Origin of the sequence: Streptomyces sp. NBC_00096, from assembly GCF_045041305.1 — a bacterium.
GTDB lineage: Bacteria > Actinomycetota > Actinomycetes > Streptomycetales > Streptomycetaceae > Streptomyces.
Map to the genome: position 1 here is coordinate 191,110 of NZ_CP108221.1, position 25,921 is coordinate 217,030.

At 71.3% G+C, this 25,921-nt stretch carries 27 protein-coding genes; 20 read left to right on the forward strand and 7 right to left on the reverse strand.

Going from position 1 to position 25,921, the window contains the following annotated elements:
• Positions 1-247 precede the first annotated feature (247 nt).
• The 12 genes from OG904_RS00905 (at position 248) to OG904_RS00960 (ending at position 12,903) form a co-directional block, all read left to right on the forward strand.
• The gene (locus OG904_RS00905) at positions 248-1,213 is read left to right on the forward strand and encodes an urea transporter (RefSeq protein WP_405486309.1); all 966 of its coding nucleotides are present in this window, start codon (positions 248-250) and stop codon (positions 1,211-1,213) included.
• A gap of 63 nt (positions 1,214-1,276) precedes the next feature.
• Positions 1,277-1,582 carry an urease subunit gamma gene (locus tag OG904_RS00910; RefSeq protein WP_405486311.1) on the forward strand — a complete coding sequence of 102 codons (306 nt, stop codon included), beginning with the start codon at positions 1,277-1,279 and terminating at the stop codon, positions 1,580-1,582.
• A gap of 3 nt (positions 1,583-1,585) precedes the next feature.
• On the forward strand, positions 1,586-2,488 hold the full coding sequence (locus OG904_RS00915) for a sirohydrochlorin chelatase (RefSeq protein ID WP_405486313.1): 903 nt from the start codon (positions 1,586-1,588) through the stop codon (positions 2,486-2,488).
• A 23-nt stretch (positions 2,489-2,511) separates the two neighbouring features.
• Positions 2,512-3,000, forward strand: coding sequence for an urease subunit beta (locus tag OG904_RS00920; RefSeq protein WP_328302493.1), 489 nt, complete (start codon positions 2,512-2,514; stop codon positions 2,998-3,000).
• Complete coding sequence (ureC, locus tag OG904_RS00925) at positions 3,000-4,724, forward strand: urease subunit alpha (RefSeq protein WP_405486316.1); 1,725 nt, start codon at positions 3,000-3,002, stop codon at positions 4,722-4,724. Before OG904_RS00920 ends, ureC begins: the two co-directional genes overlap by 1 nt.
• A complete protein-coding gene (locus OG904_RS00930) occupies positions 4,721-5,446 on the forward strand; it encodes an urease accessory protein UreF (RefSeq protein WP_405486318.1) in 726 nt (241 codons plus the stop codon). Before ureC ends, OG904_RS00930 begins: the two co-directional genes overlap by 4 nt.
• A 65-nt stretch (positions 5,447-5,511) precedes the next feature.
• Positions 5,512-6,135, forward strand: a complete 624-nt coding sequence (ureG, locus tag OG904_RS00935; protein WP_405486320.1) for an urease accessory protein UreG — start codon at positions 5,512-5,514, stop codon at positions 6,133-6,135.
• A gap of 59 nt (positions 6,136-6,194) precedes the next feature.
• Positions 6,195-7,205: an urease accessory protein UreD gene (locus tag OG904_RS00940; protein WP_405497680.1), complete on the forward strand. Its 1,011-nt coding sequence runs from the start codon at positions 6,195-6,197 to the stop codon at positions 7,203-7,205.
• A gap of 77 nt (positions 7,206-7,282) precedes the next feature.
• Positions 7,283-8,656 (forward strand): ammonium transporter, encoded by a 1,374-nt coding sequence (locus OG904_RS00945; RefSeq protein WP_405486322.1) that lies wholly within the window; start codon positions 7,283-7,285, stop codon positions 8,654-8,656.
• Positions 8,653-10,077 (forward strand): ammonium transporter, encoded by a 1,425-nt coding sequence (locus OG904_RS00950; RefSeq protein WP_405486324.1) that lies wholly within the window; start codon positions 8,653-8,655, stop codon positions 10,075-10,077. The genes OG904_RS00945 and OG904_RS00950 overlap by 4 nt, the downstream gene beginning before the upstream one ends.
• Positions 10,078-10,193: 116 nt before the next feature.
• Entirely contained in the window at positions 10,194-12,131 is a 1,938-nt protein-coding gene (locus tag OG904_RS00955) for an amino acid transporter (RefSeq protein WP_405497682.1), read from the forward strand.
• A 100-nt stretch (positions 12,132-12,231) separates the two neighbouring features.
• Positions 12,232-12,903 carry a DUF6445 family protein gene (locus OG904_RS00960; RefSeq protein ID WP_405486326.1) on the forward strand — a complete coding sequence of 224 codons (672 nt, stop codon included), beginning with the start codon at positions 12,232-12,234 and terminating at the stop codon, positions 12,901-12,903.
• Positions 12,904-12,945: 42 nt separating this feature from the next.
• On the opposite strand, the gene OG904_RS00965 is transcribed toward OG904_RS00960, so the two are convergent.
• Entirely contained in the window at positions 12,946-13,560 is a 615-nt protein-coding gene (locus OG904_RS00965; RefSeq protein WP_405486328.1) for an RraA family protein, read from the reverse strand.
• A gap of 52 nt (positions 13,561-13,612) precedes the next feature.
• Positions 13,613-13,837 (reverse strand): hypothetical protein, encoded by a 225-nt coding sequence (locus OG904_RS00970; RefSeq protein WP_405486330.1) that lies wholly within the window; start codon positions 13,835-13,837, stop codon positions 13,613-13,615.
• A gap of 109 nt (positions 13,838-13,946) precedes the next feature.
• On the opposite strand from OG904_RS00970, the gene OG904_RS00975 reads away from it, so the two are divergent.
• From OG904_RS00975 to OG904_RS00985, 3 genes are all read left to right on the forward strand, one after another.
• Positions 13,947-14,945: an NAD-dependent epimerase/dehydratase family protein gene (locus OG904_RS00975; protein ID WP_405486332.1), complete on the forward strand. Its 999-nt coding sequence runs from the start codon at positions 13,947-13,949 to the stop codon at positions 14,943-14,945.
• 62 nt (positions 14,946-15,007) lie between these two features.
• Entirely contained in the window at positions 15,008-15,400 is a 393-nt protein-coding gene (locus tag OG904_RS00980) for a molybdopterin-binding protein (protein WP_405486334.1), read from the forward strand.
• An 11-nt stretch (positions 15,401-15,411) separates the two neighbouring features.
• Complete coding sequence (locus OG904_RS00985; protein WP_405486336.1) at positions 15,412-15,849, forward strand: hypothetical protein; 438 nt, start codon at positions 15,412-15,414, stop codon at positions 15,847-15,849.
• On the opposite strand, the gene OG904_RS00990 is transcribed toward OG904_RS00985, so the two are convergent.
• The 3 genes from OG904_RS00990 to katG form a co-directional block, all read right to left on the reverse strand.
• Entirely contained in the window at positions 15,837-17,801 is a 1,965-nt protein-coding gene (locus tag OG904_RS00990) for a potassium channel family protein (protein WP_405497684.1), read from the reverse strand. The genes OG904_RS00985 and OG904_RS00990 overlap by 13 nt on opposite strands.
• 123 nt (positions 17,802-17,924) lie before the next feature.
• Positions 17,925-18,275, reverse strand: a complete 351-nt coding sequence (locus OG904_RS00995; RefSeq protein ID WP_405486338.1) for a hypothetical protein — start codon at positions 18,273-18,275, stop codon at positions 17,925-17,927.
• Between the two features lie 176 nt (positions 18,276-18,451).
• On the reverse strand, positions 18,452-20,683 hold the full coding sequence (gene katG, locus OG904_RS01000; RefSeq protein ID WP_405486340.1) for a catalase/peroxidase HPI: 2,232 nt from the start codon (positions 20,681-20,683) through the stop codon (positions 18,452-18,454).
• A 324-nt stretch (positions 20,684-21,007) separates the two neighbouring features.
• Between katG and OG904_RS01005 the strand changes: the two genes are divergently transcribed.
• Positions 21,008-21,418: a Fur family transcriptional regulator gene (locus tag OG904_RS01005; RefSeq protein ID WP_405486342.1), complete on the forward strand. Its 411-nt coding sequence runs from the start codon at positions 21,008-21,010 to the stop codon at positions 21,416-21,418.
• A gap of 165 nt (positions 21,419-21,583) precedes the next feature.
• On the opposite strand, the gene OG904_RS01010 is transcribed toward OG904_RS01005, so the two are convergent.
• Positions 21,584-22,039, reverse strand: a complete 456-nt coding sequence (locus tag OG904_RS01010) for a MarR family winged helix-turn-helix transcriptional regulator (RefSeq protein WP_405486344.1) — start codon at positions 22,037-22,039, stop codon at positions 21,584-21,586.
• 94 nt (positions 22,040-22,133) lie between these two features.
• Here OG904_RS01010 and OG904_RS01015 point away from each other — a divergent pair, with 94 nt between their 5' ends.
• Positions 22,134-22,466, forward strand: a complete 333-nt coding sequence (locus OG904_RS01015; RefSeq protein WP_405486346.1) for a rhodanese-like domain-containing protein — start codon at positions 22,134-22,136, stop codon at positions 22,464-22,466.
• A 42-nt stretch (positions 22,467-22,508) separates the two neighbouring features.
• Positions 22,509-23,087, forward strand: coding sequence for a YceI family protein (locus OG904_RS01020; RefSeq protein ID WP_405486348.1), 579 nt, complete (start codon positions 22,509-22,511; stop codon positions 23,085-23,087).
• Positions 23,088-23,210: 123 nt separating this feature from the next.
• On the opposite strand, the gene OG904_RS01025 is transcribed toward OG904_RS01020, so the two are convergent.
• A complete protein-coding gene (locus OG904_RS01025) occupies positions 23,211-23,798 on the reverse strand; it encodes a TetR/AcrR family transcriptional regulator (RefSeq protein WP_405486350.1) in 588 nt (195 codons plus the stop codon).
• Positions 23,799-24,179: 381 nt separating this feature from the next.
• Here OG904_RS01025 and OG904_RS01030 point away from each other — a divergent pair, with 381 nt between their 5' ends.
• Both OG904_RS01030 and OG904_RS01035 read left to right on the forward strand, forming a co-directional pair.
• On the forward strand, positions 24,180-25,364 hold the full coding sequence (locus OG904_RS01030) for an aminotransferase class I/II-fold pyridoxal phosphate-dependent enzyme (RefSeq protein WP_405486352.1): 1,185 nt from the start codon (positions 24,180-24,182) through the stop codon (positions 25,362-25,364).
• On the forward strand, positions 25,354-25,911 hold the full coding sequence (locus OG904_RS01035) for a DUF6190 family protein (protein WP_405486354.1): 558 nt from the start codon (positions 25,354-25,356) through the stop codon (positions 25,909-25,911). Before OG904_RS01030 ends, OG904_RS01035 begins: the two co-directional genes overlap by 11 nt.
• Positions 25,912-25,921: the final 10 nt, after the last annotated feature.

The window sequence follows — 25,921 nt, forward strand, 5'->3', positions numbered from 1 at the left end:
TGTTCCGCCATTCCGAACTTCCACCATTCCACCGTTCCGACATTCCGACATTCGGATCGCATTCCTGTTTTCCGTTCATTCGCATGCGAATGACGAACACATTTATCGCAAGCACACTGCCGTCACCCTGATATTCCGACACGCCCATCTCCGGGCAGAATTCGCCCGGTTCACGGGTACTGTCGTTGACACGCCACTGATTCACGGGCCCTTCAGGGCTCTCTCTTTTCGCGCATTGGAGAAGGAAATGCAGGCCGTGGCAACGGAGCCCGCACGACAGGCTCCCGCTCAACCCGCGAGCTTCATTCAGGAAGTGCTGCGGGGCGTCGCCCAGGTCGATTTCATGCCGAGCGCGATCACGGGCATCTTCTTCCTCGCCGCACTCGCCGCCGCCGGCTGGCAGTACGCCCTCTACGGACTCCTCGGCGCCGTCGTCGGTACCGCCACCGCCTACGCGTTCGGCATCGACCGCGAGATCGTCTCGGCCGGACTGCGCGGTTTCAACGGCACGCTCGTCTCGCTCGGCTTCGCCGTCTTCCTCGGATGGGACCACCTCTCCACCCTGCTGCTGGCGATCGGCGGCAGCATCACCGTCGTGGTCGTCACCTCGGCGCTCGCCACGATCCTCGGCACGTGGAACATCCCCACCTTCACGGCCCCGTTCTGCATCATCGCGAGCGTCATGACCATCGCGGCACCGAGCTTCTCCAGGGTGTGGCACACGGGCCCCGATCTGGCGGCGCTGCCCGAGTCCGCCAACGGAACCACCGCGCTGGACTGGGGCCAGCTCTGGCACGCCTTCTTCGCCAACGTCGGGCAGATCTTCTTCATGCCGCAGTGGTACGTCGGCCTGATCTTCCTCGCCGGCATCTTCGTGGCCAGCCGGGTCGCCGGCGCGATGGCCTGCGTCGGCAGCGTCACGGCCATCGCCATTGCCTGGTCGATGGGTTCACCGGCCGACGGGGTCTCGCAGGGGCTCATGGGCTACAGCAGCGTGCTCGTCGCGATGGCCCTGTGCGGGGTCTTCGTCGTCCGGTCCGGCTGGAGCTTCGCCTTCGCCGTGCTGGGCGCCGCCGCGGCGACCGGGCTGACGGCCGCCATGACCGCGTTCTTCGCGCCGTTCGGCGGCCACACCTTCACCTGGCCGTTCGTCCTGACCACGCTCGTCTTCGTCGCGGCCGTCCCGCAGATCCCCCGGCTGCAGCGGACCTGACCACGTCCCGGGCCGCTGCCTCCGCGCACCTCGAACACCTTGAGAGCCGAAAGTGAGTGACCGATGAATCTCGCTCCCCGTGAGATGGACAAGCTCTGGATCTACGTCGTGGCCGACCTGGCCCGCAAGCGCCGGGACCGGGGCGTCAAGCTGAACTACAGCGAGGCCTGCGCCCTCATCAGCGAGGGCATCCTCGAAGGCGCCCGCGACGGGAAGACCGTCGCCGAGTGCATGGAGCTCGGCAAGCAGGTCGTCTCCGGCGCCGATGTCATGGCCGGCGTACGGGAGATGCTGCCGCTGCTCCAGGTCGAGGCGGCCTTCGTGGACGGCACCAAGCTCGTCTCCTGCCACGACCCCGTCGGCGCCTGACCCATGGCCGCCGTCGCACCCGAACGCCCGCACGGCACACGGGAGTCGGAGGTCACGGTCGTGCTGGCCGGCGGCCACGAGGGCGGGGCCGCGGCCGGCGCCGTGAGCGCCGGCCGGCCGCTGGCCGACGCCGTGGGTGCGGCGCTCGCCGCCGCGCCCGGCCCGGTCTGCGTGGTCCCGATGACGCTGGGGCGCGACCCCGGGCTGATCGCCGAGTGCGCCCGCGCCCTGCGCTGGCTGGGCCGGGGAGAGGGGCACGGGCGGGTCGTACTGGCGCCGCCCTTCGCCACCGTGGACCACTTGACCGCGTGGCTCCGTACCGCCGCGCTCAGGGCGGTCCGCGAATCGCCCGGCACCTCCGCGGTCCTGGTCACCGCGCCGGCCGCCGGACCGTTCGAGGACGCCGATCTCTTCCGGGTGGCCCGGCTGGTGCGCCAGTACGGTCACCACCGCTGGGTCGAGGTCGCCTTCGACGGGGGCGACCCGGACCTCGCGGAGGGCGTGGAGCGCTGCCGCCGCCTGGGCGCGGAGCAAGTCGCCCTGGTCCGGGCCGCGTTCGCCGCGCCCGCCGCCGTACCGGCCGGTGTCCTGGACACCGGTCCGCTGCTGTCGGACGCGGCGATCGCACAGGTCGTACGGGCCCGCGCGCAGGAGGCGCTGCACCGGCTCTCGCACGGGCAGGACGGCGTCGCCGGGGGCCTGGACGCCGAGCACGGGCACGGGTACGCGCACTCGCACGGCCCGGGCGCCGACCACGACCACGGTCATGACCACGGCCCGGCCCACGGCACCGGCACCGGCACCGGCCACACCCCCAGCCACCCGCACGACGGCGAGCCCGGCCACGGCCACGCACACGGCCACGCACACGGCGGCGGCCACGGCCACGGCCGTTCCCCCCACTGATCCGAAGGAAGGGAAGTACCACCATGTCCGGTGGCGCCAAATACCTCTACGGAGAAGGTTCCGTAGAGATCAACGCCGGCCGCCGCAAGGCCAAGGTCACCGTGTCCAACACGGGCGACCGCGCGGTCCAGGTCGGCTCGCACTACCACTTCTTCGAGGTCAACCGGGCCCTCGACTTCGACCGCAACGCCGCCTACGGCATGCACCTCGACCTCCCCGCGGGCACCGGCGTGCGCTTCGAGCCGGGTGACACCCGCGAGGTCGAGCTCACCGCGTACAGCGGCCACGGCCGGCTGATCGGCTTCAGTTCGCTCGTCGACGGCGGCCTCGGCTCCACCGACACCCGCATCCGCGCCCTGCGCCGGGCGGTCGAGCTCGGCTTCAAGGGCGCCCGCATCGAGGACGTCCACACCGAGACCGCGCCCCGCGCGGCCGGCGCCGGAGACGGTGACGGATCCAGGGCCGAAGACGGCAAGAAGAAGAACAAGACCCACAAGAAGGGCTCGAACTGATGGCCGTGCTGAGCCGCAAGCAGTACACCGACCTCTTCGGGCCGACCGTCGGCGACCGCTTCCACCTGGCGGACACCAACCTGGTCGTCGAGGTCGAGAAGGACCACAACGAGGGCCACTACGGCGACGAGGCCGTCTACGGCGGCGGCAAGGGCATCCGCGACGGCATGGCGCAGGACCCTCAGGCCACCAACCTGCAGGGCGCCCTGGACCTGGTCATCACCAACGTGGTGGTCATGGACGCGGTCCTCGGCGTCGTCAAGGGCGACCTCGGCATCAAGGACGGGTTCATCGCGGGTCTCGGCAAGGCCGGCAATCCGCACACGCAGTCCGGGGTGCACCCCAAGCTGGTCATCGGCCCCGGCACCGAGGTGATCTCGGGCGAGCACCTGATCGCCACGGCCGGCGGCATCGACACCCACATCCACTTCATCGCCCCCCAGCAGGCCGAGCACGGCCTGTCCAACGGCATCACGACGCTGATCGGCGGTGGCACCGGCCCCTCCGACGGCACCAACGGCACCACGTGCACGCCGGGTCCGTGGAACATCGGCCGCATGTACCAGGCGGTCGAGGACCTGCCGGTCAACGTCGGCCTGCTGGGCAAGGGCAACGGCTCGCTCCCGGAGGCGCTGATCGAGCAGGTCGAGGCGGGCGTCTGCGGACTGAAGGTCCACGAGGACTGGGGCACCACGCCGGCCGCGCTCAGCAGGGCCCTGGACGTGGCCGACACCTACGACGTGCAGGTCGCGGTGCACACCGACACCCTGAACGAGTCCGGCTTCTTCGAGGACACCCGTTCCGCCATCGACGGGCGCACCATCCACACCTTCCACACCGAGGGCGCGGGCGGCGGCCACGCTCCCGACATCATGCGGGTGGCGGGCGAACCCAACGTCCTGCCGTCCTCGACCAACCCGACACTGCCGTACACGGTGAACTCGGTCGACGAGCTCCTCGACATGGTGATGGTCTGTCACCACCTGTCGCACGACATCCCGGAGGACGTCTCCTTCGCGGACTCCCGCGTGCGCGCCGAGACGATCGCCGCCGAGACCGTGCTGCACGACGAGGGGGTCATCTCGATCTTCTCCTCCGACTCGCAGGCCATGGGCCGCATCGGCGAGTCCTGGACCCGGGCCTTCCAGACCGCGCACCACTGCAAGGACCAGCGCGGCAAGCTCGACGGCGACACCGAGCGCAACGACAACTTCCGCGTGCTGCGCTACCTGGCGAAGATCACGATCAACCCGGCCATCGCCTCGGGCACGGCCGAGCACATCGGCTCCCTGGAGACCGGCAAGCTCGCCGACATCGTGCTGTGGCCGATCGGCTCCTTCGCCGCCAAGCCGAAGATGGTCATCAAGGGCGGACTGATCAACTGGGCGCTGATGGGCGACCCGAACGCCTCGCTGCCGACCCCGCAACCGGTGTACTACCGGCCGATGTTCGGCGCGTACGGCAAGGCGAGGCAGGCCACCCGCGTCTCCTTCATGTCGCAGGCCGCGATCGACCTCGGCGTACCGCAGAAGCTCGGCCTGGACAGCAAGGTCCTGCCGGTCAGGCACTGCCGTACGGTCGGCAAGCAGCACATGGTCCGCAACGACGCGCTGCCCGTGATCGAGGTGGACCCGGAGACGTACAAGGTCAGCCTGGACGGGGTCCCGGCCACCATCGAGCCGGCCCGCGAACTGCCGCTGAACCACCTGTTCTACCTGGCATGAGCACCACCGTGATCCGCGCCGAGGGTGCGTTCGCCTCTCCCGTGCAGGCCCTGCTGGTCAGCCTCCAGCTGACCGACTCGGCCTTCCCCAGCGGCTTCTACACCCTCTCGCACGGACTGGAGGGCTACGCCCAGGCCAAGGCCGTGACCCCGGAGGGCCTGCCGTCGCTGCTGGCCGACCTGCTGCGGCACTCGGTGGGCCCGTCCGACGCCACGGCGCTGGCCCTGGCCCACCGGGCGGCGCTGGCCGGGGACTGGGAGGCGCTGGCCGAGACCGACCGGCGACTGAACGCCTCCAAGCTGAACGAGGGGCTGCGCCGCGCGGCCACCCGTACCGGCCGCCAGTTGCTGGACATCGCCCGCGAGTGCGTCGGCGGGGAGCCGCTGGAGCAGTACGCCTCGCTCGTCGCCGCCAAGCGGGCTCCCGGCTCGCAGGCGGTGGCCGCGGGGGTCGCGTACGCGGCGGCCGGGGTCCCGGCCGAACAGGCGGTGGTCAGCGACCTGTTCGCGTACACGGCGAGTTTCACCGGGGCCGCGCTGCGGCTGCGGCTCACGGACCACCGCAAGGCCCAGGTCGTCCTGCGGGGCGTCGCGCCCGTCATCGAGGAAGTGGCGGGCGCCGCCCGGCGCCGTGAACTCGCCGATCTCGGCGGGTGCGTTCCGATGGCCGATGTGATGTCGGGCCGTCACGAGCGGGCCGAGGCACGGCTGTTCGCCACCTGATTGCCGTTCCCGCTTCGCAATTTCCCTTCGCCCTGTTCGTCTCTCCAGAAGGCATGTGACTCCTCATGAACGTGGACAACGTCCTGCGCGTCGGCGTCGGCGGCCCCGTCGGCTCCGGCAAGACGGCGCTGATCGAGGCCCTGGTGCCGGTGCTCATCGAGCGCGGTCACCGGCCCGCCGTGATCACCAACGACATCTACACGCAGGAGGACGCCCACCACGTTCGCCGCACCCTGGCCGGACTGCTCGCCCCCGAGCGGGTCGTGGGCGTGGAGACCGGCGCGTGCCCGCACACCGCCGTGCGCGACGACCCGACGATGAACCTCGCCGCGGGCGCCGAGATGCTGGAGCGCTTCCCCGATGTCGACACCCTGCTCTACGAGTCGGGCGGCGACAACCTCACGCTGACCTTCAGCCCGGTCCTGGTCGACCTGTTCCTCTTCGTGCTGGACACCGCCGAGGGCGAGAAGATGCCCCGCAAGCGCGGTCCGGGCATCACCGAGTCCGACCTGCTGGTGATCAACAAGATCGACATCGCCCAGTACGTGCGCGCCGACCTCGGGGTGATGGAGCGCGACGCCCACCACGTGCGCGAGGGTCGCCCCGTCGTCCTGACCAACTGCCTGACCGGGCAGGGCCTGGAGGAGATCGCGACCTTCATCGAGTCCTTCCGCCGGGTCCCGGCGTGAGCCTCGTGGCGGACCCGCCGCACGCCTCCGTCCCGGAGCGCGTCCCCGTCCCGGAGCGCATCCCCGTCCCGCCGCACACCCCCGTCCCGGAGCACACCCCGGCTCCACCGCGCACCCCGGCCCCGCCCGCGCGGCTGGACCCCGCGCACTACGAGCCCCCGCGCGTCCCCCAGGAGGTCCTGCGGCACGCTTCGGTGCCGGACACCCTCGGCGTCGGGCGTCCGGGCAAGGTCGGTCTGCTGGAGCTGGGCTTCGAGCTGGCCGGCGGGCGGACCGAGCTGGTGCGGCACTACCAGAAGTCCCCGCTGCAGATCATGCGGCCGCTCTACTTCGACCCGCACCGCCCCGATCTGCCGATCACCTTCCTGATGTCCACCGGCGGCGGGATCATCCAGGCCGACCGGCTCCGCACCGATCTGGTCTTCGGCCCGGGCACCTCGGGGCACGTCACCACCCAGGCGGCCACGAAGGTCTACCGGATGGAGCACGACTACGCCGTCGCGCAGACCTTCCTGACCGCCGGGCCGCAGGCGTACGTGGAGTACCTCCCGGACCCGGTCATCCCCTACGTCGACTCCCGCTTCTACCAGCGCACGGTGATCACCGCCGACCCCACCGCCACCGTGCTGGTGAGCGAGACGGTGCTGTCCGGCAGGCTCGCGCGCGGTGAACGCGATGCCTACGCGGTCTTCGCCTCCGACTTCGAGCTGCGCCGGCCCGGGGGCGAACTGGTCGCGCTGGACACCGTACGACTGGAACCCGGTGGCCCCGGTGCCCCCATGGGCTCCGGCGTCGACGGGCCCGCCGTGCTGGCGGGCCATTCCGTGATGGCCTGCTTCTTCGCGGTCAGCCCGCTCGCCCCCGCCCGCGAGCTCGCCGACCTCCTGCACGAGACCCTGGCCGGCCGTGAACTCCCCTACGGAGTCAGCGTGCTGCCGCAGGACTGCGGAGCCTGGGTTCGGGTGCTCGGCGAGCGGTCCGAGGCCGTGACCCGGGCGCTGGGCGCCGTCTGGGACGCGGTGCGGCGCCGGCTGATCGGCGTACCCGCCCCGGCCCTGCGCAAGACCTGAGCCGCTCCCCCTCCCCCGTCCACGACCAGTGAGCCGCTCCCCCTCCCCCGTCCACGACCAGAGAGATCTCCCCCACGATGCCCAGTGGCTACGACACGGGTAACACCGCCTGGATGATGGCGAGCACCGCGATGGTGCTGCTGATGACTCCCGGACTCGCCTTCTTCTACGGAGGCATGGTCCAAACCAAGCACGTGCTGGTGATGCTCAAGATGAGCTTCGCCTGCCTGTCCCTGGTGACGATCCTGTGGGTCGCGGTCGGTTACACCCTCGCCTTCGGCAAGGACGCCGGCGGCGGCATGATCGGCAATCTCGACTACGCCTTCTTCCAGGGCATCGGGATGGACTCCCTGCACGGCTCCATCCCGACGGTGATCTTCGCCTGCTTCCAGATGTCCTTCGCGATCATCACGGTGGCGCTGATCAGCGGCTCGATCGCGGGCCGGGCCACCATGAGGGGCTGGCTGGTCTTCGTCGTCGCGTGGACGATGCTGGTCTACGTGCCCACCGCGCACTGGGTGTTCGCCCCCGACGGCTGGATCCAGAAGTCCCTGGGCGCGCTCGACTACGCCGGCGGCCTGCCGGTCGAGCTCAGCTCCGGCGCCTCGGGGCTCGCGGTGGCCATCGTGCTGCGCAAGCGCAAGGACTTCGAGCGCGAGACGATCCGCCCGCACAACCTGCCGCTGGTCGTCATCGGCCTGGCGCTGCTGTGGTTCGGCTGGTTCGGCTTCAACGCGGGCTCCGCCCTCCAGGTCGAGGGCAGTGCGCCGACCACCTTCTTCAACACGCAACTGGCGGCCGCGGGCGCGATGATCGGCTGGCCGATCATCGAGAAGTGGCGGCTGGGCCACGTGGAGATGCTGGGCGTCGCCTCGGCGGCGGTCGCGGGCATGGTGGCCATCACCCCGGCCTGCGGCGAGGTCTCCCCGATCGGCGCGCTGATCATCGGCTTCACCGCCGGTGTGGTCTGCTGCTTCGCCGTGAACATGAAGTACAAGATCGGCGTGGACGACACCCTCGACGTGGTCGGCGTCCACGGCTGGGGCGGCATCGTCGGCGTGCTCTCCATCGGCTTCTTCGCGACCGCCGCGATGAGCGGCAAGAAGGGCCTGTTCTACGGGGGCGGGCTCGACCAGTTGTGGCGCCAGGCGGTCGGCGTCCTGGCGGTCGGGTCCTTCGCCTTCGTCATGACCTGCCTCATCGCCAAGGTGATCGACCTGGCCGTCGGCTTCCGCGCCTCCGAGGAGTACGAGAACGTACCCGGCCGCGAGGAGGAGGTCGCGTACGACAACGAGACCCTCGACCAGATCCGCGAGCACATGGGCAAGTCCGGCGGCCCGTCCCGGGAGCCCGTACCGGTGGGTGCGGGCGCGGAGGCTGCCGAGCAGCAGGACGCCGCGCTGCTCGCCGAGATCGTATCCGTGCTGGACCGACGAGAGCGTGACAAGTGAACGCCCACCTGATCACCGCTGCCTCCGCGACGGCCGCCGCCCCGGTGGCCGACTCCGGCAACGCCGCCTGGCTGATGATGGCCTCGGCCCTGGTGCTGCTGATGGCCCCCGGCGTGGCGTTCTTCTACGGCGGCATGGTCCGCACCGGCCAGATCGTCGCCATGCTGAAGATGATCTTCTTCTGCATCGTGATCGTCACCGTGCTCTGGTTCGCGATCGGCTACTCCCTGGCCTTCGGCCCCGACGCCGGCGGGCTCGGCGTCATCGGCACCCTCGACCAGGCCTTCCTGCGCGGGATCGGCTCCGGATCGCTGACCGGCTCCGTGCCCACGGTCACCTTCGTGGTCTTCCACCTGTCCTTCGCGGTCGTCACCGTCGCCCTGATCGCCGGCTCCATCGCGGGCCGCGCCAAGATGGGCGGCTGGATCGCCTTCGTCATCGCCTGGACCCTGCTGGTGTACATCCCCATGGCGCACTGGGTCTTCGACCCGGCCGGCTGGGCCGCCAAGCAGCTCGGCGCCGTCGACTTCTCCGGCGGCACGGTCGTGGAGATCGGCTCGGGAGCCGCCGGTCTCGCCCTCGCCACCGTCGCGGGCAAGCGGGCGGACTTCGAGCGCCAGGAGATCCGGCCGCACAACCTGCCGCTCGTGGTCATCGGACTGTCCCTGATGTGGTTCGGCTGGTTCGGCTTCAACACCGGCTCCTCCCTGGGCACCCCGGGCGGGGCCGCGATGGCCTTCCTCAACAGCCAGCTGGCGGCGGGCGCCGCCATGGCCGGCTGGGCGGTCACGAGCTGGTGGCGCACCCGGCGGGTCGGCCTGCTCGACATGTGCATGGGCGCCGTCACCGGCCTGGTCGCCATGACCCCGCTGGCGGGCGGCGTGAGCCCGGTGTGGGCCAGCATCATCGGCTTCCTCGCCGGGCTGACCTGCGCGTTCGCGATCAGCTGGAAGTACCGGCTCGGAGTGGACGACACCCTGGACGTGGTCGGCATCCACGGCTGGGGCGGCATCGTCGGCATGGTCATGGCCGGCCTGTGCGCCACCGGGACCCTGACGGGCCACAGGGGCCTCTTCTACGGGGGCTCCTGGGACCTGCTGGGCAAGCAGCTCACCGCCACGGTGGTGCTGGGCCTGTACTCCTTCGCGATGACCGCGCTGATCGGCAAGGTCATCGAGGCCACCATCGGACTGCGCCAGCCCGGCGGCATGGTGGAGAAGGAGCAGGCGTACTCCGAGGTCCTCTACGACAACCTCAAGGAGCTCACGGCCGACGAGGACCGCACCCCGGGCAAGGGTGCCGAGCCGGAGAGCGCCTCCGCGCTGGTCGCCCGGCTGCGCGAGGTCCTGCTGAGCGCCCCGGAGAGCGGCGGCGCACGGCAGGGAACCGGCGGCCGGGAGGACGGCGGCGAGCAGGGGTGATGCGTTAAGAGCACGTCAGGATTGTGTCGGACGCGTGCATAAATGATCGATTTCCGTACGCTCAGTGCTCGGTCGTACCGATGGCCGAATTCGAGTTGTACGACAGGAGCACCACGATGGCCCCCGCCACCGCGACCCCGACCACGCGACTGCGTGCCTGGCTGCTGGAAGGCCTCACCGACCGCCCCAAGCAGCAGGCGCACGCCGAGACCGCGCACGAGGGCCGCCCGTGGTGGCGGGTGATGTGCCTGACCGGCCTCGACTACTTCTCCACCCTCGGCTACCAGCCCGGCATCGCGGCGCTCGCGGCCGGGCTGCTGTCCCCTCTGGCGACGATCGTGCTGGTCCTCCTGACCCTGCTGGGAGCGCTGCCCGTCTACCGGCGGGTGGCGGAGGAGAGCCCGCACGGCGAGGGCTCGATCGCGATGCTGGAGCGGCTGCTCTCGTTCTGGAAGGGCAAGCTGTTCGTCCTGACCCTGCTCGGGTTCGCGGCCACCGACTTCCTCATCACCATCACCCTGTCGGCGGCCGACGCGACCGCGCACATGGTGGAGAACCCGCACCTCACCTCCACCCTCCACGGGCACGAGGTCCTGATCACGCTGATCCTGGTCGCGCTGCTCGGAGCGGTGTTCCTCAAGGGCTTCAGCGAGGCCATCGGCGTCGCCGTGGTCCTGGTGGCCACCTATCTCGGCCTCAACGTGGTCGTCATGGCCGTCGGCGTCTGGCAAGTGCTGAGCGAACCCCACGTCATCACCGACTGGTCGAGCGCGCTGACCACCGAGCACGGCAACCCCTTCATGATGATCGCCATCGCGCTCGTCGTCTTCCCCAAGCTCGCGCTGGGCATGTCCGGGTTCGAGACGGGCGTCGCGGTCATGCCGCACGTCCAGGGGGACCCCGACGACACCCCCGACAAACCGGCGGGCCGGATCCGGGGCACGAAGAAGCTCCTCACCACCGCCGCCGTGATCATGAGCGTCTTCCTGATCGTCTCCAGCTTCATCACCACCCTGCTGATCCCGGCCGACCAGTTCAAACCGGGCGGCGAGGCCAACGGACGAGCCCTGGCCTACCTGGCCCACGAGCACCTGGGCTCCGCCTTCGGCACCGTCTACGACGTCTCCACGATCCTGATCCTCTGGTTCGCGGGCTCCTCCGCGATGGCCGGTCTGCTCAACCTGATGCCGCGCTACCTGCCCCGCTACGGCATGGCCCCGCACTGGGCCCGCGCCCTGCGCCCGATGGTCATCGTCTTCACCCTCATCGCCTTCCTGGTGACCTGGCTGTTCGACGCCGACGTCGACGCCCAGGGCGGCGCCTACGCCACCGGCGTCCTGGTCCTGATCACCTCGGCGGCCGTCGCCGTGACCATCGCGGCGCGCCGGGCGGGCGAACGCGGCTGGACCATCGGCTTCGGCGTCATCTCCGCCGTGCTGCTCTACACCACCGCCGTCAACGTCGTCGAACGCCCCGACGGCGTGAAGATCGGCGCCTGCTTCATCGCCGGCATCATGGCCCTCTCCCTCCTGTCCCGCCTCGCCCGCGTCTTCGAGCTGCGCGTCACGCACGTGGAACTCGACGACATGGCGGAGCGGTTCATCCGCGACACCGCGAACCGCACGATCCGCTTCATCGCCAACGAGCCCGACAACCGGGACAAGGCCGAGTACCGCGAGAAGGTGGAGCAGATCCGCCGGGACAACGACATCCCGGCCGCCGACGACGTCATGTTCGTCGAGGTCACCGTGCTGGACGCGTCCGAGTTCGAATCCGGCATGCGGGTGCGCGGCGAGGTGCTCCACGACCGCTACCGGGTCCTGACCCTGGAGAGCTCCAGCATCCCGAACGCGCTGGCCGCGCTGCTGCTCCACGTACGCGACGAGAGCGGCCAGCGCCCCCACATCTACTTCGAGTGGACCGAGGGCAACCCGATGGCCAACTTCCTCCGGTTCTTCCTCTTCGGCCAGGGCGAAGTGGCCCCGGTCACCCGCGAGGTCATCCGCGAGGCCGAACCGGACCGGGCCCGCCGCCCCCACGTCCACGCCGGCTGATCCGGTCGGCGGGCCGCCGCCTGCGCATGGCGAACACTTGACGCAAGGTTGACCACTTCGGTGGCGAGCATGCCCGGGAAGGCCAACTACCTTCCCTGGCATGCCCCTACGCCCCCCGACCCTGCCCGTCCTCCCGTACCGCAAGCCCACCCGCGGCCGCGACTACTGGGAACTGGACAACGTACTGCCCGATCCGGCCGCCGTACGGGAGCGCCTGCTCGCACGGGACGACTGGACCGAGGGCTACCCCCACAAGCCCGAGGCCTGGCCGGGTCTGCGCTCCATGCCGGCGCTCGAACCGGACGAACTCGCGCACGTGGAGCGGCTGGTGCGCAAGGCCACCGGAGCCGCACGGATCTGGGCCCAGGAGCCCACCGGGGGCGGCACGTTCAACCACAACTGCGTGCAGGTGGTCGGCGAGGGCGAGTGCGAGCCGCGACCGCACACCGACTCGCGCACTCTGTGCCGGTACGCCGCGGTGCTCTACCTCAACCCGAAGGTGCCGAAGGACTGCGGGACCAGCTTCTACCGCCAGAGCCTGCCGGGCGGCTCCCTCGGCGGCAATCAGGTGGCGGCCCCGCACAACAACCTCGTCGACGCCCTCGGCACCCGCTTCGTCGCCCCGGACTCCTTCGTCGAGGACCTCCGGGTCCCCCACCGGGCCAACCGCCTGCTGCTCTACTCCGCCAACCTCATCCACACCGCCACCGGGTACTGGGGCCACACCCTGGAGGACAAGCGCATGACCGCGGTGTTCTTCTGGATGGCCTGACCACCCGGTCCGGGCGAGTCCGGCGGACCGGGCGGGGTGGCTTCAGCCGGTGAAGCCCTGCTCGCCCAGCGCCTGCTCGATCCGGGCCCGGTGCTGCTCCTCCCAGGCGTCCAGCGACTCCCCGGCCTCCTTGGCCAGCTTCGCCAGCGCCCCGCGCAGGATCTCCTCCTGGCGGGCGGCCGGGGTGACCACGATGCCCTCCTCGTCGGCGACCACGATGTCACCCGAGTGCACGCTCACCCCGCCGACGCGGACCGCGCCACCGAGCGTGCCGAGCTTCTTCTTGCCGCCCGGGATCGGGATGACACCGCGGGAGAAGACGGGGAAGCCGGCCTCGCGGATCTCGCCGATGTCGCGGACGAGCCCGTCGAGCACGAACGCGGCGATGCCCCGGCGCCGGGCGACGGCGCACACGTTGCCGCCGGCCAGGGCGTAGTCCAGATCGCCCGACTCCACGACGACGACCGAGCCGGGCTCGGCGCGGTAGATGGCCGCGTGCAGCATCAGGTTGTCCCCGGGCTCGCACCGCACCGTGTAGGCGGGCCCCGCGACGCGCGGCGAGTCCCACTGCGGGCGGATGCCGATGTCCATGACCTGCTCGCGGCCCAGGAGGTCGGCGAGGGTGGTGGGCGGGACGTTCGTGAAAGCGCTGTCCATGTCGATCCTTCTGCTGCGGCCTGCTGTCGCGGCCCACGGTACGGCGGCGGCGTCAGCGCCCGGAACCGGTGTCGATCAGCACCTGGATCGACTTGCGCAGGGTGGTACTGGACACGTGCGCGGTGTACGGGAGGTAGACGACCTCGACTCCCACTTCGGCGAAGTCGCGCTCCCATTGGGCGCCGCGCACGGTGCCCTTCCAGTCCTCGCCCGTGAACAGGCGGTGGAAGCCGACCCGCCGCCAGGCCTCCATCTTCTCCAGCGTGGTGTCGACCACGGCCTCGTCGACGAAGGGGTCACCGGATGGACGGACACCCGCGCAACTGCTCCTGCGCTGTCCGCGAACCGCCCTCGGAATCCGGCGCGCCCGGTGCTTGGCTGACGGAATGGAAATTCTGATTCTGGGTGGAACGGCCTGGCTGGGACGGGAATTGTCCCGGCAGGCAATCGAGCGCGGTCACGAGGTGACGTGCCTGGCCCGCGGCGAGAGCGGAGCCGTCGCGGACGGGGCGACGCTGGTGAGCGCCGACCGGCACGATCCCGCCGCGTACGAGCCCCTCCTGGACCGCACGTGGGACGCGGTCGTCGAAGTGTCCTGGCAGCCGGGCTTCGTGCGCGGGGCACTCGGCGCGCTCGCCGGCCGCGCCCGGCACTGGACCTACGTCTCCTCCGTCAGCGCCTACGCCTCCCACGCCGTCATGGACGCCGACGAGTCCACTCCCCTGCTGGCCCCGACCGACGCGGGCGAGGCCGACCGCGAGTCGTACGGCGAGGCCAAGGCCGCCTGCGAGCTGGCGTCGGCGGCCGCCCTGGGAGAGCGCCTCCTCATCGCACGGGCCGGCCTCATCGGTGGCCCGGGCGATCACAGCGACCGCACCGGCTACTGGGCGGCCCGCGCCGCGGCCGATCCGCTGGCGCCGGTGCTGGTCCCCGACGAACCGGCCATGGCGACCCAGACCGTCGACGCGCGGGACCTCGCCGCCTGGATCCTCGACTCCGCGGCGAAGGGAACCACCGGGACCTACGACGCCGTCGGCCCGGTGGTTCCCTTCGCCGAGTGGATCGAGCTGTCCCGCGCCGTCGCGGGACACACCGGTCCGGTGGTCACCGCCGACTCGGATTGGCTGCTCGCGCAGGGCGTGGCCGAGTTCATGGGCCCCGAGTCGCTGCCGATGTGGGTGGTCGAGCCCGGCTGGGAGGGCTGGTCGGCCCGGAGCGGGGCGGCGGCGCGCGCGGCGGGCCTGCGCCACCGCCCCCGGGCCGAGCTGCTGGCCGACACCCTGCGCTGGGAGCGCGAGCAGGGCCTGGACCGGACCCGGCGGTCCGGCCTCAGCCCCCGGCGGGAGCGCGAGCTGCTCGACTCCCTCGCGGCGGCGGAGGGCTGAGGGCGGTCCGGGGACGGGGCGACCCTGTCGTGGCTCCGGGGCGTTCCGCCTAATCTGGGTCCATGGAGTCCTACACCATCGGCCAGGCGGCGACGCTGCTCGGCGTCAGTTCCGATACCGCCCGGCGCTGGGCGGACGCCGAGCGCTTTCCCACCCGCCGCGTGGGCACCCGCCGGATCGTCGACGGCCCGGACCTCGCCGCGTTCTGCGTCGAGGTCGCCCAGGAGGCCGCCGCCGACGAGGAGCCGGCGTACACCTCGGCCCGCAATTCCTTCGCGGGCATCGTGACCGCCGTGCGGCTCGGCGAGGTCTCGGCGCAAGTGGAGATCCAGGCCGGCCCGCACCGGCTGGTGTCCCTGCTGACCCGGGAGGCGGTCGAGGAGCTGGGGCTGGACGTCGGCGTGCGGGCCACAGCGCGGGTGAAGTCCACCAGCGTCCACGTCGACCGCGCCTGACACCCGGGCCCGTGGACGCACCCCTCCGCGGCGCCTGGCTGCGCGCGGGAATCAGCCGTGACGGCGGCCCGCTCCGGGAGACCGGGCACGTCGTGTGGCTCCAGACCGGCACCCTGTACGCGGACAGCCGCGGCTTCGCCGGAAGGACCTCCTACGACGGCGGGCGGGTCACCTTCCACCACGAGGTCGGCGTCCCGGGCCACGATGTCGGGGTCCTGCGCCCCGAGGGCGACCACATGATCGAGACCGGCACCAACCTCGACGGCAGCACCTTCCTGGAGGTCTGGCTCCCGCTGCCCGGCTCCGAGGGCCCCGTGGGGTCCTGGACGGCGGCGGGCACCCAGACCGTCCGGGTGGGCGGCCACGTGGTGCACGTCGACGCCGCCGGTCACGGCACGCACCATCTGCTGCCGACCGGCGACGACCGGCCGCCGGGTCAGCCGGGCTGACCCGCCCCGGTGTCCGCGGCCCCAGCCCCGGCCCTGGTACCGGCCCCTGCCGTACGGGCCTGCCCGCGGCCGAGCAGTTCCGCCAGGCCCCGTCTGGTGGCGGCCACGACCACGCGGTCCTGCGGCCGCAGGACGTAGCCGGGGTGCAGGTCCCACACCAGGGCGGGCCGCCTGACGGCGTCGTAGCCGGGCTCGGTCGTGAGGCCGGGGCGGCGGGTCCCCCGGACGGCCCGGTCCAGGGCGATCACCCGCCAGGCTCCGGGCCGGAACGATTCCCCGACCGTGCGGCCCTCCAGCTGGCGGCAGCCCGTCACGTCCAGCGCCGCGAACACGAGCACCCTGCGCTCCACCGGGATCGCGCCGAGCACCTGGCGGCCCATCATCGCCGCGGCGAAGGCGGGGGCGGCCAGATGGGAGACGCTGCGGCTGCGGGTGAGGGCCGTCGGGTGGGCCTCGCGCAGGGTGCGGTAGACGGCGGTGGCGAACTCGTTGTCGTACAGCCGCATCACCACCCGTACGTCGGGTTTCACCGAGCGGGCGTACAGGGCGGCCTCCAGGTTGGTGGTGTCCGAACTGGTCACCGCCAGGAGCGCGTGGGCGCGGTGGATCCGGGCGGCTTCCAGCACCCCCTCGTCGGTGACGTCGCCCACCACCACGGGCACGTGCAGCCGGCGCGCGAGGGCGACACCGCGGGCCAGCGGATCGGACTCCACGCACACCACCGCGATTCCCAGCTCCCGCAGCCGTGCGAGCACCCGGGCGCCGACCTTGCCGAGGCCGAGCAGCACGACGTGGCCGGACAGTCCGCGCGGCGGCCTGCGCAGCACCGTGGCGGTGCGGAAGGCGCCCAGCGCTTCGAGGGCCGCCGCGACCAGGACGGGCAGCAGGAGCAGGCCGACGAACCCGGCCAGGATCTGCAGGACTTGCTGCTCGCGCGGCTGGTCGAGGGCGGGGTCGTTGATCGCGAAGATGTCGAGCAGGGTCAGGTAGGCGGCGTGCAGCGGGGTGTCCCCCGTGACCATGGAGGAAGCCACCGCCAGGGCGCCGACGGCGGCCGTGATCCCGGCCAGTGACCAGCGGAGCCTGCGCGAGAACAGCGAACCCACGGGCAGGGAGACCTGGTTCAGCCGCCGGCCCTCCGGCGCCGGCGCCACCTGGGAGATGGCCTCCAGCGCGATGATCCCCCGGCCGGTCGCGGCGGCGACGGCCCGGTCGTCGGGGAGCAGTTGGGGCCCCCGGTCCCCGCCGAGCTCCGATCCGTCGGCGCCCGCCGGGTCGACGGCGGTCGCGGACAGCAGGGCCAGCGTGCACAGCCCCGGGTCGGCCACCTCCCCCGGGCCCGGTGGTGTGCGTTCCACCGCGCGCAGGAGCAGTCCGTCAGCCTGGATCACCTTGCTGGTGCCCGCGACGGCGGAGGCGGCGAGTGCGGGGGCGGCGGTGTCGGCGTCCGAGAGCACGGTGGTGGCGGAGTCCAGCCCGCGCAGGTCCATGCCGGGCTCGGCCACCAGTGCCGCCTGGTCGAGCAGTTCCTCCAGGTGCTGCCCGAGCCTGCGGTTGTAGAGCCGGATGACGAGCCGCAGCCTGGGGTTGAGCCGCCGTGCCACCAGGGCGGCCCGTACGTTCGTCTCGTCGTCCTCGTAGACCAGTGCCAGCGCGGCCGCCCCGGCCACCCCTGCGGCGGCCAGCGCCTCCTCGTCGGGCACGGGAGCCTCCAGTACGCGCAGTTCCCGTACGGCGGACTCCCGTGCGGCGGCCCGGTCCCCGGCGGCCGTACGGTTCCGCGCGGTCGGGAGCCGCCCCAGCAGCCCGCGGCCCGCACCGGACCGCGGCCGCCCCGGGGCGGGCCGCACCTCGCGGAGGGCCGGCACGACGAGGGTCACCCGCTCCTCGTACACGTCGCGGAGCTCGGCGGCCAGCCGGTGGGCGAGGCCGTCGTCACCGCACACGACCATCAGGTCGGCGGAGTCGGGCTGTTGGGGGCGCGCGGAAGGAGAGGACACCGCACCAGCATGCCGTGCCGGAGGGCGGGCCGGCGTGGCGCTCGCGGCGGCGGACCCGTGCGGGAGCCGACCGGGTCAGTGGATGACCCTGAAGCTGCGCCAGGGCAGGCTCTCGGGGGCCGTCACGTTCGAGAGCGTCGTGCCGACGTAGATGCCGTCGACCTTGTCGGCCTTGCGGCAGTCCTCCGTGCGGTACAGGACGATGTCCACGAGGGTGTTGTTCTCCACGTGCGTCGCCCCCTTCGGGATGGCGATCTTGTGGCAGCCCTTGACCAGGGTGTTGGAGTAGCTCAGTTCGACCGGCGAGTCGTGGCCGCGGAACTGGAGCATCCCTACGGTGCTCCGGCCCAGGCCGGAGCAGGCAGTGGCCGTCAGCAGCAGCGCTGCCGACCCCGCGATGATGGCGATACGCCGGCTGTGCGACATGGCGCGGTCCTCGTCTGTGCGGTGGTGGCGGTCCTGTGCACAGCCTGCCCCGGCGCGGCGCGGCTGGCTTCCGCTGCTCGGCCGACCGGATGACGGGGCCCCCGGCGAAACCGCCCGCGGGGTCCGGGCCGGCCGCCGTTCTCGGCAGGCCGGCCCGGACCCCGCGGCCGTCATGATCAGACGAGGTCGAACCGGTCCAGGTTCATGACCTTGTCCCAGGCGGCGACGAAGGCCTTGACGAACTTCCCCTTCGCGTCGTCGCTCGCGTAGACCTCCGCGAGCGCCCGCAGCTCGGAGTTCGACCCGAAGACGAGGTCGGCCCGGCTGCCGGTCCACTTGACCTTGCCCGTGGCGGCGTCGCGGCCCTCGAACGTGGTCGCGTCCCCGGCCGTCGCCTTCCAGATCGTGCCCTGGTCGAGCAGGTTGACGAAGAAGTCGTTGGTCAGGGTGCCGGGGGTGGTGGTGAGCACGCCGAGGGGCGACTGCTGGTGGTTCGCCCCGAGGACGCGCAGACCGCCCACGAGGACGGTCATCTCGGGGGCGCTGAGGGTCAGCAGGTTCGCCCGGTCGAGCAGCAGGTACTCGGCCGGCAGGCGGCTGCCCTTGCCCACGTAGTTGCGGAACCCGTCGGCGGCCGGCTCGAGCGCGGCGAACGCCTCCACGTCGGTCTGCTCCTGCGACGCGTCCGCGCGGCCCGGCGCGAAGGGCACCTCGACCTCGACTCCGGCGTCCTTCGCGGCCTGCTCCACGCCCGCGCCGCCGGCGAGCACGATCAGGTCGGCCAGCGAGATCTGCTTGCCATCGCCCCGGTCCGAGTTGAAGGACTCCCGGATCCCCTCCAGCGTGCGCAGTACCGTGGCCAGCTCGTCGGGGTCGTTCACCTCCCAGCCGCTCTGCGGCTGGAGGCGGATGCGCCCGCCGTTGGCGCCGCCGCGCTTGTCGCTGCCGCGGAAGGACGAGGCCGCCGCCCACGCCGCGGACACCAGCTGGGAGACGGTGAGGTCCGAGGCGAGGACCCGCTCCTTGAGGGCGGCCACGTCCGCGTCGTCGACGAGCGGGTGGGTCACCGCGGGGATGGGGTCCTGCCACAGCAGCGTCTCGGCCGGTACCTCCGGCCCGAGGTAGCGCACGACGGGGCCCATGTCGCGGTGGGTCAGCTTGAACCACGCGCGGGCGAAGGCGTCCGCGAACTCGGCCGGGTTCTCGTGGAAGCGCCGCGAGATCTGCTCGTAGGCCGGGTCGATCCGCAGCGAGAGGTCGGTCGTGAGCATCGTCGGGGCGTGGGTCTTCGACGGGTCGTGGGCGTCGGGTACGGTGCCGGCCCCGGCGCCGCCCTTGGGCCGCCACTGGTGTGCTCCGGCCGGGCTCTTGAACAGCTCCCACTCGTAGCCGAACAGGATGTCGAAGAAGGTGTTGTCCCAGGTGATCGGGGTGTTCGTCCAGATCCCCTCGAGACCGCTGGTGATCGCGTCCCCGCCCTTGCCGGTGCCGAAGGAGTTGGCCCAGCCGAAGCCCTGCGCCTCGATCGGGGCGGCCTCGGGGTCGTCGCCCACGCTCTCCGCCGGGCCCGCTCCGTGGGTCTTGCCGAAGGTGTGGCCGCCGGCGATGAGCGCGACGGTCTCCTCGTCGTTCATCGCCATCCGGCGGAACGTCTCGCGGATGTCGCGGGCCGCGGCGAGCGGGTCCGGGGTGCCGTTCGGGCCCTCCGGGTTGACGTAGATGAGGCCCATCTGGACCGCTCCGAGGGGGTTCTCCAGCTCGCGGTCCCCGGTGTAGCGCTCGTCGTCGAGCCAGGTGGTCTCAGGACCCCAGTAGACGTCCTCGTCGGGCTCCCAGACGTCCGCGCGGCCGCCGCCGAAGCCGAAGGTCTCGAAGCCCATCGTCTCGAGGGCCACGTTTCCGGTGAGGATCATGAGGTCGGCCCAGGAGAGGCTCTGGCCGTACTTCTTCTTGACCGGCCACAGCAGGCGGCGGGCCTTGTCGAGGTTGCCGTTGTCCGGCCAGCTGTTGAGCGGCGCGAAGCGCTGCTGGCCGGCCCCGGCGCCGCCGCGGCCGTCGCTGATGCGGTAGGTGCCCGCGCTGTGCCACGCCATGCGGATCATGAGCGGCCCGTAGTGGCCGAAGTCGGCGGGCCACCAGTCCTGCGAGGTGGTGAGCACCTGCGCGATGTCCCGCTTCACGGCCGGGAGGTCGAGCGTGCGGAACGCCGCGGCGTAGTCGAACTCCTCGCCGAGGGGGTTGGCCACGGCGGGGTTCTTGGCAAGGATCTTCAGGTTGAGGCGTTCCGGCCACCACTGGCGGTTTCCGCCGCCCTGGGTCGGGTGCGGGGCGCGGTCGTGCGCTACCGGGCAGCCACCGCCGCCCTCCCCCTTCGCGTCCGTGACGATTGCATCATGGTTCTCAGACATGGGAATCCTTCCGGACCGGACCATGTGGTCACGGTGATCAGGAACTGCATGCGATGGAACATCTGGGGTGCAGGGGCCCGGTGGCGGGCCCCGGTTTCGTGGGTCGTCCTGACGCCGGGGCGGTCACCGTCCCGGACGGTCTCCAGTCCAGTCTCGCGCTGCTCCGGACCGTTCCTGTCCCTTGGCTATCAGCGCAACCGATCCTACGATGGACGCAATCCAAGTCAAGAAGGACACCAAGGCCATATCCCGTCGGATCCCGGACGCCAGCCTGTACATTCCGGGCTCCCGGGTGTTCCGCCCAACCTGAAAAGGTGAGCCGATATGAGTGACCTGCTGGAGCGCCTGCGTGGACGCGGCTGGCGGATGACCTCCCAGCGGCGCGTGGTCGCGGAGGTCCTCGACGGCGATCACGTGCACCTCACCGCCGACGAGGTGCACGCCCTCGCGGTGCAGCGGCTGCCCGAGATCTCCCGGGCCACCGTGTACAACGCCCTGGGCGAGCTGGTCTCCCTCGGCGAGGTCATGGAGGTCGCCACCGACGGCCGGGCCAAACGGTACGACCCCAACGCGCACCACCCGCACCAGCACCTGGTGTGCTCCGGCTGCGGTCTGATCCGCGACGTCCACCCGAGCGGCGACCCGCTGGCCCAGCTCCCGGCCGAACAGCGGTTCGGCTTCACGGTCTCGGGGGCCGAGGTCACCTACCGCGGCCTGTGCGCCTCCTGCGCCTAGGCCGTCTCTTTCGGATCTTGCCGGGCCCGCGACGCCTGGCACCCGCCGGGTCAGCCCGGCGCAACGTAGCGCCGCCGGGTCAGCCCGGCACAACGTAGCGCCGCCGGGTCAGCCCGGCGGCACCTGGCGCCATGGGGTCAGCCGGCCACACGGCGGCGCCGCCCGTCAGCCCAGCGGTACGCCGGAGTCCGGCTGGGCGACCTTGAACAGCGCCCGCGCGATCACCACGGCGTCCGCCTCGGTGAGGTGCGCGGAGAAGTGCTTCTGGATGCTGCGCATGTACACGGGCGCCGTCGCGCGCAGTGCGTCGGCCCCCTTCGGGGTGATCACGGCCCAGGACGCCCGCTTGTCGTGCGGGTCGGGCAGCTTGTCCACCAGGCCGTCGCGCACCATCTCGTCGACCAGGCGGCTGACCCTGGTCCGGCTGAGGACCACCCGGTTGGCGACTTCCTGCATGCGCAGCCCGTGCTCTCCGGCCGCCTTGAGTTCGAGCAGTACGTCGTACCACGTCAAGGGGATCCGGCCGTCGCGCTGCACGTCGCTCTCGATGGCGCGCACGGCGGTGTTGTGCGCGAGCAGCATCGCGCGCCAGGCCTCAAGTCGGTCGTCCTGTCCGGTCACGCCTCGATCCTACCCCTATTGCGTGCGCCCGCACATACTTGTTAAGGTGCGTGCGTACGCACTTATTGATCCTTGATTTTCGGAGGCTGGCTACATGGCGGTTCAGAACCTCTCCCGCGACGAGGTCAAGCAGAAGCTCGACGGCGGCAAGGCCGCGGTCGTCGAGGCCCTGCCGGAGCAGTACTACAAGGAGGCGCACCTGCCGGGCGCCCTGCTCCTCCCGGTCGACGACGTCGACGCGCTGGCCCCCGGCCTGCTGCCCGACAAGGACGCCGAGGTGATCGTCTACTGCACCGGCACGACCTGCTCCAACTCCGGCATCGCGGCCGCGCGGCTCGCGGAGCTCGGCTACTCGAACGTCTACACCTACAAGGACGGCAAGGAGGACTGGATCGGGGGCGGTCTCCCGACCGAGTCCGGCGCCTGAGCACCGGCGTCCGCACACAAGGAAAAGGAAGAGGAACGGACGATGACCAGTAGCGCAACATCGCCGACCCGCACCGTGGACGGGGTCGAGCTCCCGGCCGTGGGCGACTGGAAGGTCGACCCGGGGCACGCGGAGGTCGGCTTCCTCGGCCGGCACTTCATGCTGACGAAGGTCCGCGGCCGCTTCACCGGCGTGGACGCCACCGTCCACATCGGCGAGCGCCCCGAGGACAGCAAGGTCACCGCGGTGATCGACATGGCCACCGTCGACAGCGGTGACACCACCCGGGACGACCACCTGCGCTCCGGCGACTTCTTCGACGTGGCCGAGCACCCCCGCGCGACGTTCACCTCGACGTCGGTGAGCTGGGACGGCAAGGGCGGCACCCTCGCCGGCGATCTCACGATCAAGGGCCTGACCCGCCCGGTCGAGCTCGAGGTCGACTACCTCGGCCACGCCAGGGACCCGTGGGGCAACGACCGTACGGTCTTCTCGGCGCGCGGCAAGATCAACCGTGAGGACTGGGGCCTGACCTGGAACATGGCCCTGGAAGCCGGCGGGATCCTGGTCTCCAAGGAGATCGAGCTCTCGCTGGAGATCGAGGCGATCAGGGAGGTCTGACGCCCGTCGCGCCGACCTGCCGGTCCCGGCACGGCCACCGCCGTGCCGGGACCACCCGTGCGCCGCGCCGGGACCGCCGCTGCCCGTGCCGGGACCACCCGCGCCCGCGTCCGCGCGCCCGGCTCAGGCCTCCAGCACCCGCCGGACCATCTCGCGCAGTGCGCCCCGGATGCGTCCGGGGGTGAACTCGCCGCCGCGCAGGGCCTGCTGGAGGTCGGCGTCGACCATGGCCAGCAGGAGGTGCGAGGTGCTCTGCGCGTCCAGTTCCGGCCGCGCCTCGGCCAGCAGCACCGAAAGGTGTCGCTGCCACAGGCAGTACGAGCCGATCTGGTAGCGGACGCCCGGCGCGGTGGTCTCCGAGAGCCGCACCAGTTCCAGGTTCGCGTCGAGCAGGTCCAGGTACGTGTCGAAGAAGGCGGTGATCCGCGCGCTCGCATCACATCCGGGCCCCAGGGGCGGCGGCCCGAACAGCATCCTGCTCTGGAACTCGGTCTCCTGGGCGTCGAGCAGGGCCACGGCGAGCCCGGACTTGCTTCCGAACCGGCGGAACAGCGTGCCCTTGCCCACGCCCGCGCGCGCCGCGATGGCGTCGAGGGAGACGTTGTCGACGCCGTGCTCCCTGAAGAGTTCGGCGGCGACCGCCAGGATGCGGCTGCGGTTGCGTGCGGCGTCCGCCCGCTCGCGAACCGGCTGCTGGATGAGTTCGGTCACTTCAGGTGACCCGCCGGTCATGTTGTGTCTTCGTCCGTGACTTCGTAGGTACGTGGGATGTCGCGAGTGTACACATCTCGGACATCACGCATGCCTGGTGGGCAAGGGCCACACCTAACCCCCAACTCCCGTTCTTCGCCGTTCATTTGCTTGCCCACGTGAACACGATGTGTCAGGGTCATGCTGAAACGGACCGCAGTCCGCTTACGGGGGATCACCATGACACAGCTCACGGGCCGCCGCACCGCTTTCCCCTCAGGAGCCGGCCACCCCCGGGGAAGTCCCGCCCGCCCGAGCGGCAGCTGATCCCGCCCACCGCGGCAGCGAAGCGCCCGAGCGCGCACCTCTCCCCTGGCACGTCCGCCCTCGACCGGAGGAACCATGACCTCGCACAGCAGCCCGACCGGTTCGGCCCAGGAACTCCTCGACCTGACCCAGCACGAGATCCAGGCCCTGCGCACCAGGTTCAACCTCGCCGACGCCCACACCCACCAGCAGCAGTCGGACAGCCAGCGCGAGATCGTCGCCCGGCTGCCCGAGCTCTGGTACGAGGCCGAGCGGGGCCTGCAGGCGACGGCCGAAGAGCGCTTCACCGAGGCGTTCTTCACCCTGCACCGCCAGCCCACGGCCCTGGCCAAGAACAAGACCCTGCTCTCGTACGCCGCCTCGATCTCGACGATGGTCGCCGGCATGTACCTCAAGCAGCAGCGCAAGTCGGTCACGCTGGTCGAGCCCTGCTTCGACAACCTCTACGACGTCCTGAACAACATGGGCGTACCGCTGTACCCGATCGACGAGTCCGCGCTCCACGACCCGGACCGGATCTACGACGAGCTCCGGCGCCGGGTCCGCACCGACGCGCTGTTCCTCGTCGACCCCAACAACCCCACCGGCTTCACGCTGCTCCAGCACGGCCGCAAGGGGTTCGAAGAGGTCGTCCGCTTCTGCAAGGACCACAACAAGCTGCTGGTCGTCGACTTCTGCTTCGCCTCGTTCACGCTCTACGACGAGAAGCTCGCCCGCTTCGACGTCTACGAGCTCCTCGAGAGCTCTGGCATCTCCTACCTGGCCATCGAGGACACGGGCAAGACCTGGCCCGTCCAGGACGCGAAGGCCGCCATGATCACGGCCAGCGACGACATCCGCGAGGACGTGTACAACCTGCACACCAGCGTGCTGCTCAACGTCTCGCCCTTCGTCCTGAACATGCTCACCCAGTACGTCGAGGACTCCACCCGCGACCAGCTCGGGTCCGTCCGCGAGGTCCTCACCCAGAACCGCGAGGCGATACGCAAGGCGATCGACGGCACGATCCTGGAGTACCAGGAGCCCGTCGCCGGCGTCAGCGTCGCGTGGGCCCGGATCAACCACCCCGAGCTGACGGCGACCGAACTGCAGCGGCTCCTGGCCGAGTCGGAGGTCTACGTCCTGCCCGGCCGGTTCTTCTACTGGAGCCAGCCCGACCGCGGCGAGGCCTTCGTGCGCTTCGCCCTCGCCCGCGACCCGCAGGTGTTCGCCGACGCCATGGTCCGGATGCGCGAGGTGCTCGACCGCCATGCAGTCTGAAACCACCGCGTCCGGCAAGGGCGCAGCCGGCGAGGTCGCACCCGATGGGGCCGCACCCGATGAGTACGGCGACGCCGCGCTCTTCCTCGGCATGAACAGTGCGGACGAGGACGTACGCCGCGCCTGCAAGGCCTTCTTCGTGGACCGGCTCGACGGCCGGCTCGTCATGAGCCTGGAGCAGGTGGGCCGCTGCGACGACATCATCTGGGGCTACTCCCGCGAACTCCAGGACGCCTACTACCCGTTCATGGACAACCTGCACACCGTCATGGACATCCGCCGCCTCGGCTACGACGAGGCCGACATCCGGCGCGCCGGCGATCCCGACCTGCCCCGGACGCTCCCGATGCACGAGCGGCTCCTCCTCGGCATGGTCCTGGTCCGCCGGGGCCTGCTGCGCACGGCCAGCCCGCGGCTCACCGCCACGACCGGGTTCGCGCTGCCCGTGGCCGCTGCCGACGACGGGCCGGAAGCGCGCTTCCCGGAGCCGCTGGAGCAGCTCTACCAGCAGTCGCTCGCCCTGCGCGTACCCGCCGAAGCCCTGTGACGGAGGACCG